Annotated in this window: 14 protein-coding genes and 1 tRNA gene; 9 read left to right on the top strand and 6 right to left on the bottom strand. The window is 38.7% G+C overall.

The window, feature by feature from the left end:
* Nucleotides 1-7: 7 nt before the first annotated feature.
* From ND855_RS15250 to ND855_RS15285, 8 genes are all read left to right on the top strand, one after another.
* Nucleotides 8-919, top strand: coding sequence for a 4-(cytidine 5'-diphospho)-2-C-methyl-D-erythritol kinase (locus tag ND855_RS15250; RefSeq protein ID WP_265359045.1), 912 nt, complete (start codon nucleotides 8-10; stop codon nucleotides 917-919).
* 4 nt (nucleotides 920-923) lie between these two features.
* Nucleotides 924-999: transfer RNA gene (locus tag ND855_RS15255), tRNA-Gln, on the top strand.
* Nucleotides 1,000-1,026: 27 nt separating this feature from the next.
* Nucleotides 1,027-1,788: a sugar phosphate nucleotidyltransferase gene (locus ND855_RS15260; protein WP_265359046.1), complete on the top strand. Its 762-nt coding sequence runs from the start codon at nucleotides 1,027-1,029 to the stop codon at nucleotides 1,786-1,788.
* Nucleotides 1,785-2,726: a ribose-phosphate diphosphokinase gene (locus ND855_RS15265; protein ID WP_135639545.1), complete on the top strand. Its 942-nt coding sequence runs from the start codon at nucleotides 1,785-1,787 to the stop codon at nucleotides 2,724-2,726. Before ND855_RS15260 ends, ND855_RS15265 begins: the two co-directional genes overlap by 4 nt.
* 17 nt (nucleotides 2,727-2,743) lie before the next feature.
* On the top strand, nucleotides 2,744-3,376 hold the full coding sequence (locus ND855_RS15270) for a 50S ribosomal protein L25/general stress protein Ctc (RefSeq protein WP_100719236.1): 633 nt from the start codon (nucleotides 2,744-2,746) through the stop codon (nucleotides 3,374-3,376).
* Nucleotides 3,377-3,395: 19 nt separating this feature from the next.
* Nucleotides 3,396-3,959, top strand: coding sequence for an aminoacyl-tRNA hydrolase (pth, locus tag ND855_RS15275; RefSeq protein ID WP_100719237.1), 564 nt, complete (start codon nucleotides 3,396-3,398; stop codon nucleotides 3,957-3,959).
* 27 nt (nucleotides 3,960-3,986) lie between these two features.
* Nucleotides 3,987-5,939 (top strand): ATP-dependent zinc metalloprotease FtsH, encoded by a 1,953-nt coding sequence (gene ftsH / locus ND855_RS15280; RefSeq protein WP_135639546.1) that lies wholly within the window; start codon nucleotides 3,987-3,989, stop codon nucleotides 5,937-5,939.
* The gene (locus tag ND855_RS15285) at nucleotides 5,939-6,406 is read left to right on the top strand and encodes an EVE domain-containing protein (RefSeq protein ID WP_265359047.1); all 468 of its coding nucleotides are present in this window, start codon (nucleotides 5,939-5,941) and stop codon (nucleotides 6,404-6,406) included. The genes ftsH and ND855_RS15285 overlap by 1 nt, the downstream gene beginning before the upstream one ends.
* 4 nt (nucleotides 6,407-6,410) lie before the next feature.
* On the opposite strand, the gene ND855_RS15290 is transcribed toward ND855_RS15285, so the two are convergent.
* From ND855_RS15290 to ND855_RS15300, 3 genes are read right to left on the bottom strand one after another with little or no spacing between them, the layout of a single operon-like run.
* On the bottom strand, nucleotides 6,411-7,259 hold the full coding sequence (locus tag ND855_RS15290; RefSeq protein ID WP_265359048.1) for a CAP domain-containing protein: 849 nt from the start codon (nucleotides 7,257-7,259) through the stop codon (nucleotides 6,411-6,413).
* A gap of 8 nt (nucleotides 7,260-7,267) precedes the next feature.
* Complete coding sequence (locus ND855_RS15295; RefSeq protein ID WP_207762624.1) at nucleotides 7,268-7,840, bottom strand: hypothetical protein; 573 nt, start codon at nucleotides 7,838-7,840, stop codon at nucleotides 7,268-7,270.
* Nucleotides 7,841-7,888: 48 nt separating this feature from the next.
* Entirely contained in the window at nucleotides 7,889-9,274 is a 1,386-nt protein-coding gene (locus ND855_RS15300) for a DASS family sodium-coupled anion symporter (protein ID WP_322113577.1), read from the bottom strand.
* A 108-nt stretch (nucleotides 9,275-9,382) separates the two neighbouring features.
* Between ND855_RS15300 and ND855_RS15305 the strand changes: the two genes are divergently transcribed.
* Complete coding sequence (locus ND855_RS15305; protein ID WP_135639549.1) at nucleotides 9,383-11,803, top strand: 1-acyl-sn-glycerol-3-phosphate acyltransferase; 2,421 nt, start codon at nucleotides 9,383-9,385, stop codon at nucleotides 11,801-11,803.
* A 55-nt stretch (nucleotides 11,804-11,858) separates the two neighbouring features.
* Here ND855_RS15305 and ND855_RS15310 read toward each other — a convergent pair whose 3' ends face one another.
* Genes ND855_RS15310 through ND855_RS15320 form a run of 3 tightly spaced genes read right to left on the bottom strand, consistent with a single transcriptional unit; the run spans nucleotide 11,859 to nucleotide 14,136 of the window.
* Nucleotides 11,859-12,329: a DUF4442 domain-containing protein gene (locus ND855_RS15310; RefSeq protein ID WP_265359418.1), complete on the bottom strand. Its 471-nt coding sequence runs from the start codon at nucleotides 12,327-12,329 to the stop codon at nucleotides 11,859-11,861.
* 5 nt (nucleotides 12,330-12,334) lie between these two features.
* A complete protein-coding gene (locus ND855_RS15315) occupies nucleotides 12,335-13,231 on the bottom strand; it encodes a DMT family transporter (protein WP_135605339.1) in 897 nt (298 codons plus the stop codon).
* Nucleotides 13,228-14,136 carry an AEC family transporter gene (locus ND855_RS15320; protein WP_265359050.1) on the bottom strand — a complete coding sequence of 303 codons (909 nt, stop codon included), beginning with the start codon at nucleotides 14,134-14,136 and terminating at the stop codon, nucleotides 13,228-13,230. Before ND855_RS15320 ends, ND855_RS15315 begins: the two co-directional genes overlap by 4 nt.
* Nucleotides 14,137-14,138 lie beyond the last annotated feature (2 nt).

Consider the following 14,138-nt stretch of genomic DNA (forward strand, 5'->3'; position numbering starts at 1 on the left):
TTATCTTTTGTTAACCACCACCCATGCAAAAATTAACATTGGTTTGGTGATTCCTTACAAAAGGGAAGATGGACTACACGAAATCCGAAGTGTCTTTGTGCCGATTGACTTGGGTGATCCTATGGAAATCCTGATCCAATCCGTACCAAAAGGGGATGAATCTACATTTGAATTCCATTCCGTGAACCATTTACAAGGTTACCGACATGCCTTGTTTGAAGCAGTTTCAGAACGAGGAGACCTTTCACGGAATATCCTGACCAAATCCTTTGCAAAACTAAAACCCCATTTCAAAACACCTGTCCAAATCACCATCTACTTAGAAAAATTTCTGCCTCCGGAGGGGGGAATTGGTGGTGGGAGTAGCAACGCAGGTGTGTTTTTGCGCGAACTTTTCCCTTTTACAAATTTAAACCCGGAGGAACAGATCGGTTTTGCCAAATCCATTGGGGCCGATGTGCCTTTTTTCCTCCAAAGTTCTCCTTGTTTTGTGAGTGGGATCGGAGAGGTCTTGGAACCAATCTCAGTTGCCAAGGGTTACGGCATTTTGGCCATCCCTCCTTTTGGATTATCTACAGGTTCTATGTACGCAGGCCTTCAAAAAAGTTTACAAAAACCCTATGGTTCCGAAGTATGGAAATCTCTGGCAGAGGATTTAATTCGAAGTCTTCACGTCGGGGATTGGGCTTACCTGCAAAACAGGCTAGAGAACGAGTTTGAAAAAATCGCTTTCCAGACCCAACCCTTACTAAAGGAATTGAAAATAGGGTTCTTTGAGTCGGGAGCAGATTTTGCTTCTCTTTCAGGTTCTGGTTCTTGTCTATACGGCATTTACAAGGCAGAAGGGAAACGAAACGAGGCCCTTCCCAATGTTTCCAATCGATTCCCCGAAATGGAATTTCGAACGTTCTCTTTTTAGAAACTGGCCTGTAGCCAAGCGGTAAGGCAGCGGTTTTTGGTATCGCCATTCCCTAGGTTCGAATCCTAGCAGGCCAGCCAGTTTTAAAAGATCCGATAGAACGAACGATGAACCTACATAATACTGTAACTGCTGTTATTTTGGCGGCGGGGAAAGGAACTCGAATGAAGAGTGAGCTTCCCAAGGTTGCGGTTGTACTGAACGAATCTCCACTTTTACTCCACGTTCTTCGTAATATCGAATCCGCCGGCATCAACCGAAAGGTTGTGGTTGTCGGTTACCGCAAAGACATTGTCACAGAAATTGCAAAATCTTTCCCAGGTGTTGAGTTTGCCGAACAAACAGAACAGCTCGGAACGGGACATGCAGTGATTTCTGCGGAGAAACAATTAGCACCATATACTGGTTATACGATTGTTGCTTGTGGTGATGCACCACTGATTTCTGCTTCCTCATTTTCTAATCTCATTGAACACCATAAAACAAATGGTTATGTGGCAACAGTTCTTTCTGCAAAAATGGAAAACCCTACTGGTTACGGTCGTATCATTCGTTCTTCTGATGATGGTAGTTTACTTCGCATTGTAGAAGAAAAAGATGCCAGTACCGAAGAAAAAGCCGTAAACGAAGTGAATACCGGCACTTATTGTTTTAATACTGAAGATCTTTTTGGAGCACTCAAACAAATTGGAAACAATAATGCACAAAAAGAATATTACCTCACTGATGTGATTAAGATTTTCCGAAACGAAGGGAAAAAGGTTGGAGCACAAACTTTAACCAATGCTTTAGAAAGTCATGGAATCAATTCTCCAGATGATTTGGCACTTGCGAAACAATATATAGATAATGGGTTGGTTGGAGTATGAATCCTAGCGAAGTCGTAGTATTTTCTGGTAATGCAAATAGACCTTTAGCAGAAGAAATCTGCAAAAACTTAGGCATTCCAAATGGTCAAATCTCGGTGAAACGATTTTCTGACGGAGAAAGTTCTGTTAAAATCGAAGAAAACGTACGTGGCCGTGATGTCTTTGTGGTTCAATCCATCAGTTATCCAGCAAACGACAGTTTGATGGAACTTTTACTCATCATCGATGCAGCAAGAAGAGCTTCTGCTCGTCGTATCACTGCTGTCATTCCGTATTATGGTTATGGACGCCAAGACAGAAAGGTAGAACCGCGGGTTCCCATTTCTGCTCGTATGGTTGCTGATCTAATCGAAACAGTTGGACCAGATCGTGTTCTCACAATGGACCTTCATGCGGACCAAATCCAAGGATTCTTTCGTATCCCTGTCGACCATTTGTATTTTTCACCAGTACTCGCAGAATACATCAACTCACTAAAGATGGATGATCTTGTGATTGTATCACCAGATTCAGGTGGAGCAGAACGTGCTCGTAATTTTGGTAAAAAAGTAAACGGATCTCTTGCCATCATCGACAAACGTAGACCAAAAGCAAACGAGTCAGTTGTGATGCATGTGATCGGTGACATCAAAGACAAAAACTGTTTGTTACTCGATGACATGATTGATACTGGTGGAACCATTGCCAAAGCGGCAATAGCACTCTATGAAAATGGAGCAAAATCTGTTTTGTGTTGTGCATCCCACGGAGTATTGTCTGGTGAAGCACCATCCAAGCTCAATGAGGCCAATTTTAAACAAATTGTTCTCTCCAATTCCATCGCCATTCCCGAGAGCAAAAAAATAAATCACTTGAAAACGCTCTCTATCGCCCCACTCTTTGCAAAAGCCATCGAGCGGATTCATAACGAAGAATCAATCTCTAGTCTGTTTTCATAACTTTAAGGAACATAATCATGGAAAAAATCACTATCAAAGCACAACCAAGAACTTCAACAGGAAAAGGTCCTGCCAGAAGAATGCGTGTGGAAGGTTTAGTACCGGCTAACATCATCGGAAACGGTGAGGCAAAATCGGCAAGTGTTGTCGAAAAAGAAATCCAAAGACTTATCGACTCCGGAATTCGTAAGGCAACTCTCATTGACCTTGAACTCGACGGAAAATCGGAAAGAGTTTTCGTAAAAGAAATCCAAAGATTTCCTCACACAGGACAAATTCGTCATATTGACTTTTACAAAGTGACTCCAGGTAAAAAAATCCAAACAACTGTAGCGATCAAAACTTCAGGTGTTGCGAAAGGATCAAAAGCTGGTGGTCAGTTCGAACACTTAGTTCACGAAATCAAAGTTAAGTCTACTCCAGAAGATCTTACTGACGTAATCACTGTTGATGTAAGTGGTCTTGATGTGGGAATGATGATTAAAGTTTCTGAACTTCCACACCCAAAATCATGGGAAATCTTAGTGAATGGTGATCCGATTGTTGCATCATGTAACAAAACGAAAGCGATCCTAGCAGCAGAACGTGCTGAAAAAGCAGAAGCTGATGCAAAAGGCAAACCAGCAGCTAAAAAAGCGGCTAAGAAGTAAGAACTACTTTTAAGAACCAATGAAGTTAATTGTAGGGCTGGGAAATCCTGGCGATAAGTATAACAACAATCGATCTAACATTGGTTTTAAGATTCTCGATGTCATTGCGAACAACATTGGCATCGAAATCAAAACTAAAAAGAAAAAATCACTCATTGGACGAGGCGACTTTGAAGGGGATGAAGTGGTTTTACTCAAACCACAAACCTTCAGCGAACTCTCTGGTGAGTCTGTCCTCTACATTGCCTCCTTTCTCAAAATCCAAGTCAAAGACATCGTTGTGATCCACGAAGATGTGGGACTGGAACTAGGCCAAATCGTAGTCACAAAAGGGGGCGAAAATGACACAAATCCTGGGGTAAACTCGATTTCTGTCTCATTACGTTCTCCTAACTTCATTCGCATTCGGATCGGCGTTCTTAATTCTAGCTACAATCCGAAAAAAAGAGAAGATTTTTTACGTGAAGATTTTGAGCCTTTAGAGAACCTGAGTTTGATACAGATCATCAATGACGCCGAAGCGGCGATTCGTTCGATTTCCATGGGGGATATCGACGAAGTGATTCAGAAATATCACCTTTGATTGTAGTCTAATCTTCGGAAGTCTTACATGAATAAAAACATCAAAACCGTATTCCTATTTTTACTCGTATTCCTTGTCATTTTGGCAACGGTTTACAAAGGCCAAGACTTTGCCGGTAAACCCGACGAAATCAGTTATTCCGATTTTTTGAATATGGTAGAACCCATTGAAGGAAAAAAACCCATTGGGAAAATCACTTCTAAAGATGGGAAAGACATTTCATCCAAACAACAAATCATCATTGATAAAGAACTCATTGAAGGTTGGTACATTCCTGAAAACAGTAAGGACAACAAACCAAAACCTTTCAAAACCAATGTAGCACAAGTGAACGATGATTTGGTGACAAAACTTCGTAAGTCACGCCTTAGTTTTACTGCAAAGTCCACTGAAGAAAATAAATTTTGGAGTGTTGTATCAGGTATCATTCCTTGGTTATTCGCTCTTGGGATCATTTGGTTTATCATGATGCGCCAACTCCAAGCATCTGGTAACAAAGCATTTACTTTTGGTAAATCTCGTGCCAAAATGAATGTGGATCCAAAAGTAAAAGTAACCTTTAATGATGTTGCTGGTTGTGAAGAAGCAAAAGTTGAACTTCTCGAAATCATTGAATTTTTAAAAGATCCAAAAAAATTCCAAGCCATTGGTGCAAGGATTCCTAAAGGAGTTCTCCTCGTTGGTCCTCCAGGTACTGGTAAAACCTTACTTGCAAAAGCTGTTGCTGGTGAAGCTGGTGTTCCTTTTTTCTCCATCTCTGGTTCTGACTTTGTGGAAATGTTTGTGGGTGTCGGTGCATCACGTGTGCGAGATCTTTTTGACCAAGGAAAGAAAAATGCACCTTGTATCATCTTCATTGATGAGATTGATGCAGTTGGTCGCCTTCGTGGTGCAGGACTCGGTGGTGGACACGACGAAAGAGAACAGACCCTCAATCAGATGTTAGTTGAGATGGATGGATTCGAAATGAATGAAGGTGTCATCGTGATGGCGGCCACAAACCGTGCTGATGTCCTTGACCCAGCCCTCCTTCGTCCAGGTCGTTTCGACAGACAAGTGATTGTAGACCTCCCAGACCTAAAAGGCCGTGAAGAGATCTTAGCCGTTCATGCAAAAAAAGTGCCTCTTGTTTCTGATATTTCTTTAAACTCCATTGCTCGCGGAACTCCTGGATTTACAGGGGCAGATCTTGCGAACCTCATCAACGAAGCAGCACTTCTTGCTGCACGTCGTAACAAAAAACGTGTGACCCAAGAAGAACTGGAAGAAGCTCGTGATAAGGTGATGATGGGACCGGAACGTAAGTCGATGTTCATCTCGGACAAAGAGAAAGAAATGACAGCTTACCATGAAGCGGGTCACGCTCTTCTTGGCACCTTACTGCCGTATACCGAACCAGTTCATAAAGTCACCATCATCCCACGCGGAAGAGCACTTGGACTCACTCAATCCCTTCCAGTGGAAGACAGACATTCCTATCGTAAAAACTATTGTTTGGATCGAATTGTGATGTCAATGGGTGGATACATCGCAGAAGAACTCATCTTTGGTGATCCTTCCAATGGATCTTCCAATGACATCCAACAAGCAACCAACATTGCACGACGTATGGTGTGTGAATGGGGTATGTCTGAAAAACTCGGAACCATCCACTATGGATCGGGTGAGTCTTCACCGTTTATGGGAAGGGACTATGGGCATACAAGCAAACCTTACTCAGAAGAATTTGCTGCCATGATTGACCAAGAAGTAAAACGTATCATCCAAACTTGTCTCGACAAAGGACGTGATTTGGTGAAAAAGAACCAAAAGAAATTGGATGCGATTGCAAAGGCACTTCTTGCAAAAGAAACCATTGATGCACAGGAATTAACAGATATCGTACAACCTTCTTTTGATAAATTTTCTGATTCAAAACCAGGTGTTGGATCCAAAAAAGGAAAAGGATCTTCTGCTACAAAACCAGCTTATTCGGCTTAATGAAGTATTGGCTCTTTAAAACAGAACCAGATGTTTTTTCCATCGACGACCTAATACGAGAAAAACTCTCGTATTGGGAGGGAGTCAGAAATTACCAAGCACGTAATTACCTTCGCGATGAAGTTAAGTTAGGTGACTTGGTTTTATTTTACCACAGTCGTTTAGAACCCCCAGGTGTTGTGGGTATCGCTGAAGTCGCAAAAGAAGCGAGTCCCGACCCTTACCAATTTGACCCGAATCACAAATACTTTGATCCCAAACTGAAAGGCAAGGAACCTCGGTGGTTTGGCGTTCACCTCAAACCTCATACCAAATTCAAAGAAATGATCTCACTCGATCTTTTGAAAAAAACAAAAGGTTTAGAATCGATGGTTGTCACACAGAAAGGATCGAGATTATCGATCCAACCTGTGACAAAAAAGGAATTTGAGATTGTTACAAAATTAGCAGGCGTTACTGTAAAGTAATCAATTAAGGTTTACCAGTAAAAACCTGCACCGCTTTGACTTTGTCTACATCAAAGAATTTTTTATCCTTATAAAAGTAAGCCCCTGCTCCCATATAATTAAACTCTGGATTGAGAATATTCTTTCTGTGTCCTGGAGAATTGAACCAGATTTCTACCACTGCTTTTGCTAAACTTAAATAGGTATGATTTGGGATTGGTGTTCCTGCCTTTGTGTAACTGAAAAATGGTCCGCCATTTTGTGCAGGTGTGAAAACAGGTCGTCCACTTTGGTATTGGATTCCAAATGCATTGATGATATTTTCAGCGGAATAAGTTTCTGAAAAACCTACTAAATCCAATCGATCCCTTAGAGTTTCTTTTCCATTTACAGTGCTTGTATGCGAATAAAAATCATAAGTCACCATGTCCTGTGCATGTCCAAAGGCAGCTTGTTCGCAACGTTCTGAATACTTAAATGGTCGTAAGCCTAATTGTTTTCTTTCTTTTGATGTTACATAAAAGATAGCAGCATTTAACAAAGGATAGTCTACTTTTGCAAAATCAATTGTCGCATTTGCAGGGCCATAGGAAGGAAATGTATCCTCATTAAAAGACTCATATTGTTCTACTTTCCATTTATCGGAATCGGGAAGTTCCCTTCCATCTTCGATACTTTCTAAAAATGCTAAATTAGGATCTTGTTTTTCAACAACTTGTTCTACTTTTTTAGGTTCTTCCACCACTACAACAGGAGCCTTTTTGACTTCCGGAGTTTTGCACAAAGTGAATACAAAAAGAGCTAAAAAACTAATTCCTAAAAGAGAAGGATTTTTTTGTTTTGGTGTTTGGTTTGTGTTTGTTTGTAATTTCATGACAACTCCTATAAGTAACGGTTATAATCTTGTACGACATTATGGATGAGATTTTTTTCTTTATTGTATTGGATGGTTTTTGCTTCTTTGATTCCAGTTTCCCAAATAAACATAAATGGAATTCCAAACAATGTAGAATGTTTTTGCCTGTATTTTTCTCGGCCAATCAGTTTATCGTTTAAATAAAAATCTGCATGTAACACACGTTCTTTCGAGTAAATAGACGGTAATAATCCTGCAGTTCCTATCATAAAGATTGTTGATATCGACGAAACCCAGAAATGTTCGTATTCATTCACTTCACTGGTGTAAATGTCAATGTGATGGTTTGCTCTGACACCATCTGACAATACTCTGCCAAAATAACCAGTTTCCGAGAGATATTTTGTATATAATGCTGTGATTTCCCTTTTGTTTTTATTGTTTTCAGGAGTGGAAACTTTGATGGATAACAGTGGGATTTGTTGTTTAAAATCGGGTCTTGTGACAATAGGCACATCTTCACTCATATAATTATAACAAGATGAGAGAAAAAAAAGGGAACATAAGACTAGTAGTGCGAATTTTCGAAATCGAATCATAATCCGTGAGAAGGCTAACGGATGAGAAACCAAGGAAAAGTCTTTTTTTTAAAACTTAGAAAAATCCACAATGTGCAATTGGTGCAAAAGGAATCCTCCCACAACGGTAAAAAAGACCCATGCCACGATGGAAATGGACCCACCTATTTTTACCATTTCTAAACTCCGAATGCCACCATAACTGAAAGCCAATGCATTGGGAGGAGTTGAGACAGGTAATGGCATCGCGAGAGAGGCACCTATGGTTGCGCCAATGGCCGCCGGTAAAATGAGATCCGTAGGAAGTCCCATGGTAATGGGTAAGATCAAATTTGCAACACTTGTGTTACTAAGAAAACAAGAGAGAAACAAAGACAAAATCGAAAAAAATAAAAACAATCCTAACTGACTTGAGTCACCTAACATTAACAAGGTAACAAAATGTTTGGCAAGTCCGGTTTCTTCAAAAGCTTTTCCGAGAGCAATTCCACCTCCCATAAGGATTAAAACATCCCACGATAAATTTCGAAATTCCTTTAGATCCAAAAGGGAAAATCCAAAAAAAACAATCACTGGAAATAATGCGACAGTTCCATTGGAAATTCCATGCCAATCAGAACTAATCCATCCGAGAATTGTGATAAGAATGATCACAATCGAGATCAGTTTTCTTTGGGAAGAAACAGACGTGTTCTCCTCTTGCACTTGGATCAATCGAATTGATTGGATGGATTTTTCTTTTTTTAGGTACACAATGTACAAAATTCCAGCAAGAGCCAAAACGGAAAGGATGAAGACTGGAAACGCAAACGCCATCCAATCCAAAAATCCAATCTGAAACCCTTTTTCTTGTAAATAGGCAATTCCAATCACATTGGGAAGGGTTCCAACTGGTGTTCCAATCCCACCTAAATTTGCGGAAAAAGGAACCATAAACAAAATTGATTTTCGTAAAGGGCTATTCTCATCCAAAGATTTCATCATGGAAGAGACAAGTCCTAACATCATGGCGGCTGTTGCCGTATTGTTCATCCAACAAGACAAAAAGGCAGTGGCAAAACCTAATGATAAAACGAGTAAAAATGCTGAACCTTTCGTATTTTTGATCACAAATTTAGCAATGGTCACATCAAGACCATAAAAACTGATCGCACTGGAGATCACAAAACCACCTAAGAAGAGTAAGATGGTCTCCGAAAAATAACAAGATAAAAAAGTAATCGTTTTTGGAGCACCTGGACCCCAACCTGGAATCAACCAAACCAACTCTAAAAAAAGAACCAAAAATCCTGTGACATATAATGGGATGAGTTCAGTGACCCAAAGGAAGGAAACAACCAGAGCAATTGCTAAATTGATTTCTTGGGCGGGGGTGAGTCCGAGCCACGATTGGTATAAGCCAAAGATGGCTGGAAAAATGGAAAGAGTCGAAAATAGAAGACCTGCTCGAATCATTGTGACTTGACGATTTATACTCACCTGATACTTTTTCGATAGACTCAATTCGTTTCAAGCAAACAAATACAATGAGACTTTCCCGAAATATTTAAATGTTAATTTTTTATGCAAATAACCTATAACGACTTAAAACAAGCAGTTTTGGGTAGTGGCCCAATGGGTATCATTATCGCTTCCATACTGGCTGAAAAGTATGATTCTATCACTTTGTGGATACCTGACAAAGAATTTGTTGAGCTCCTAAAGAAACGCCGCCAAACAGAAATTATGGGAAAGACAATAGAACTTCCCGATCACATTGACATCGTGTCAAGTTTAGATGCATTTGGGCGAGATGATTGGGCATTTCATATAGCTGTTCCTTCCCGATCATTTTTGGACAGTGTCCATAGTCTCATTGAAGTTTTAGAACCATTTAATAATTATGTATTTTCTTTTTTAACAAAAGGAATTTTGGATTCTAAAAATCGTAAAAAAACAGGATTCATCACTTACTCTCAATATTTACAAAACTACTTAAGTGATAGGAATTTTAATAATGCTTCAGTGGCTGTTGTTAACGGCCCTTCCCTTTTAGGCGAAATCTTAGAAGAAAAATTCAGTTTTTTTAATATAGGTTCATCTGATAAAATCACAGCTGAATATTTATCTGAAGTTTATACATCTCATTTCATCAACACTTCAGTTACAGATGATGTGATTGGAATGGAAATTGTGGGAGTGGCAAAAAATCCAATGGCGATTGCCAGTGGGATTGTATCCTTACTGCCTCGTTATGGATCAAACCTACTCGGAGAAATTCTCTCAGTTGGTTTCCAAGAAGTAAGAGACCTTGCGATGCGTTATGGTGCAAGACCTGACACTGTGATGGGTAGGTCTGGACTCGCAGATTTTATCACAACTGCAACAAGTAACAAAAGCAGAAACAGAGGGTTTGGTCAAAAGATTGTAGGCGAACTTTTGTCAGGTGGAGAAAAATTAAGTATCAAAGATCGAATCGAAATCTTTTTTGCTCCTCGTTCCTTCATTGAGAGAGAATCCACAAAATGGCACGATAACGTGGAAGGAACCTATGCACTCAGCATTCTCATCGAACTTGCCAATGAGATTCGCCTTCCCTTTACCCTTCACAGAACTTTATTCGATGTATTAACCCGTAAACAACCACCTGGTTCACTCATCGATTTAATCTGCGGTAAAAAAACAGAAGCTAAGAACATTCCGCTTGTGGTCCAAAAGAAAGTTGGGCTCAATCTTACCTCTGGAATTGATTTTCATAATCTATTAGTAGATCGAATCCTAAAACAAATCAGCAATGTTCCAGGTACCATTAGCAGAGTGAAAAAACAATCTTCTGCTGTAATTGAATCCACTCAAAAACGACTTACAAAAGCGAAACGTAAAAAACAAAAACTAGAAGAAGTTAAGTTTGAATCAGAAATCGAAATTTGGCAACGATTCCAAAATTGCCAAAAAGATGAAGAACTCACTTCCATCAAAGAGTTGGTTCGTTTTTATGTAAATGAAATCGCCGATAATTATAGCCCGACAGTACGTGAGTCTGTTTTAAGATTTGTTGCACCGATTCGATTGTTTTCTGGTGGTTTTCTCAAAGGTTCCATGATCCCACATATCGGTGGTAAAACGGAAGTTGTAAAAGCTCTCTCCTCTAAGTATAACTTGTTATATGCACCGACTCACAGATCACATTTAGATTCGGTTGAAGTTGCTTATTCACTATTTCATTTAGGATTACCTGTTCCTCGTTATGCGGCAGGTATCAATTTAATGTCCAATCCATTTTGGGAGTGGATGTTAAAATCGTTGGGTGCTTATGCAGTGGATCGAGAACGAACTAGGAATAGTTTGTATCTTGAATGTTTGACACTATATTCACAAGTGATGCTTGAACAAGGAATTCCATCTTTAGTGTATCCTGAAGGAACCAGATCAAGAACCGGTGCAATTGTACCAGTAAAAACGGGACTGCTCACTACGGCAGTAAATGCATTCCGAAGTTCTGGAACAGAGATTGTGATTGTACCGATCTCAGTCTCATATGAAACCGTTCCTGAAGATAACCAGTTCTGCAATATACCAGAAGAACTTGGGATGGCAGGATTTTTAGCAAAACGATCCAATGTTTACGTTGAATTTTGTGATCCGATTCCGATTTCGGAATATGCTCATACAGAAGATCCTACCATTGAATTGAGTTATCGTATCACAAAGGGTTGGAAACAATACCATAAGATTTTACCAAATCAAATCGTTGCAAAGATCTTAGTGGAGAATGATTATTCAGTAGAAGTCTCTCAAAGTACAATGTTAATTGAAGACTTTATTTCAAGACATGATGGTAATTATTTGATCCGGGATCCTGAAGAAATTTGGGAGAAAGGTAAAAAGATTTTAGAAAAACGTAAAATGATAGAAGAGGCAAATCGAATGGTTCATTCTAAAAATGACGCTCTTCTACTGTATTATGCAAGTATGATTCCTGAAGATGAAGACAAAAAATACTAGTTATCTTTCATTTGATGCTGCTACTGAATTAAAACTTAAGATAACTGAATAAAGACTAAACATTTTGTATCGGAAGTTTTCCTCGTTTCCGAATGTAGATAGTTTTATCTAGTGTAGCAACTATACTATTCGATTCATCAAAGATATTTGTGGTAAAATGAAATTCTCCTTTTCGTTTTGCCTCAATTTCAGTTTTGATCTTTTGGATTTCCTCATCTGGAATCGAAAATCTAGCTTTCACTTTTCCCTTACCTGGTTTGATAAAGCTCATTGATCCAATTTTATCCCAAACAATATAATCAGAACCTAATGTTTCTAATAAAATTAACATAAAAAAAGGATCACACATTGAGTACAAAGAACCACCAAAATGTACACCAACATAATTTCGATTGTAAAATCTTAACTTCATTTCCACTTCGAATGAAGTTAAATCCTTTGCTATCTTTTTAATCCGTATTCCCGCACCTATGTAAGGTGGATAAAAATTATATAGCCAAATCTTAAATCTTTTTCTCCAAGAGATTGGTCTCATGAAATGATTGATTCCTTCTTTTTGTGTTTTGAGTTGATTAGATATACTGCTAACATTGCCAATGCACCACCAATGATCACTGGAATTTGAACAACTTCATCCAAAATGAAATAACTACTCAAATAGGCAGACAGAGGAACGATAAATATAAAACTACTCGCAATTTCGGATCCAAGTCTTGTTGCTGCATAAAAATAAACAGTTGTTCCAAAGGTAGTTGAGATCACAGTCAGATAAAAAATTGCAAACCAAAACTTATACCCAAAATCCCAAACCTTCCAAAAGTTAGGGTCATTCCAACAGAATAAAAGTTCTAAAATAGATCCAACGCCATAGACATAAAAACTATAGGTAATCGGAGACATTGATTTCCCAGTTTTTTGACTATTGAGTGAAAGTGTCGCCCAAACAAAGGAACATAACAAAAAGAATAAGTTACCAGATAACAAAAGATAATCGATACTTATTTTCCAAACTTGTAGAATTACCAATCCACCAATAAAACCAAAAAATAGCCCTAAAACTTGGCGTTTACTGATAGATTTTTTTTGAACTAAAAATACTATAAAAAACGTTACAATAGGATTTAAAGTTGTAACAAGTACACCACCAGCACCTGGTAATCCATTCTTTAAACCCAAAAAGAAAAATTGATTGTACAATGTGTAAATGATCCCACCGATGAATACATTCCAATAATCTTTTCCTGATTTTAATCGGATTGGCAATCGCATAACAAACAAAATTGGAATGACTGATAAAAAGGTAGCAAGGAACCTCCAAAACACTAATACAGGAACCGGTACCGAACCTGCAATCATCTTGGCAATGGGCCAAGAGAATCCCCAAGAAACCATCGCAAGGATCAGAAGTAATAAAAATTTAATGTTCAAATGAAGTTTCCTTTAATTAAAAAATTCAAACAATAGGTCGTTAAAAAAGACAGTGGAATTCCAATTCCTAACATAAGACTTGCTAAATGTGGTGATATGTTTTTTTCAATGGTTATGACAGTTGAAGTGACCATTGGCGCCATGGCTGATTCCAATAGTATAGTTTGGAATAACAATTGATCGTTTTGGATTGGTCTATAAACGTAATAAACTAGAATAGGAGCTAATACTAATTTAAATCCTAATCCTAACAGTAAATACTTCCCATGACCCGCGATTGTTCTCAGATCTAACATAAATCCAACTGAGACCAAAGCAAGAGGCGTTAAGGTATCACCTAGACGAAGTAATACGATTTTTAAAGAATCTGGATATTCGATTTGCCTAGTTACTATGGCAAAAACCAAAGCATATATAGGAGCAAATCCAAGGACTCGTTTGACCAAGGTTATTATATCCCATTTACCATCCATTGCAATGGAGGCAAGTATGATCCCAGGAAAACTTAATACCATAAAAGTACCAAGTTGGTCTGCAAGAATTCCATACCCTAACGATTCCTTACCAAGGTAGGTTTCCAATAATGGAAATCCAACAAAGGAAGTATTCCCAAGACCTGCTGTTAAAACCAAACAGACAGTTGTTGGAAATGACATAATTTTAAGTTTGAATAAAATCAAAAAAAACACCAATGCAAATCCAAATACCAACCATGGCATTGAGGTTGGCATAATTGCAGATACGTTGATTTTTAATTCATGGACATGGTACAAAACGAGTGAAGGTAAAGATACAAAGAGAATAAAACCATTCAGAACTTTGGGAGTGTTTTCGGGAAACTGTGGTAGTCTGCGAAAGAATAATCCAAGACCAAAACAAATTCCCAATAATAAAAAATTTTCCATTC

Source organism: Leptospira paudalimensis, assembly GCF_026151345.1.
GTDB classification, from domain to species: domain Bacteria; phylum Spirochaetota; class Leptospiria; order Leptospirales; family Leptospiraceae; genus Leptospira_A; species Leptospira_A paudalimensis.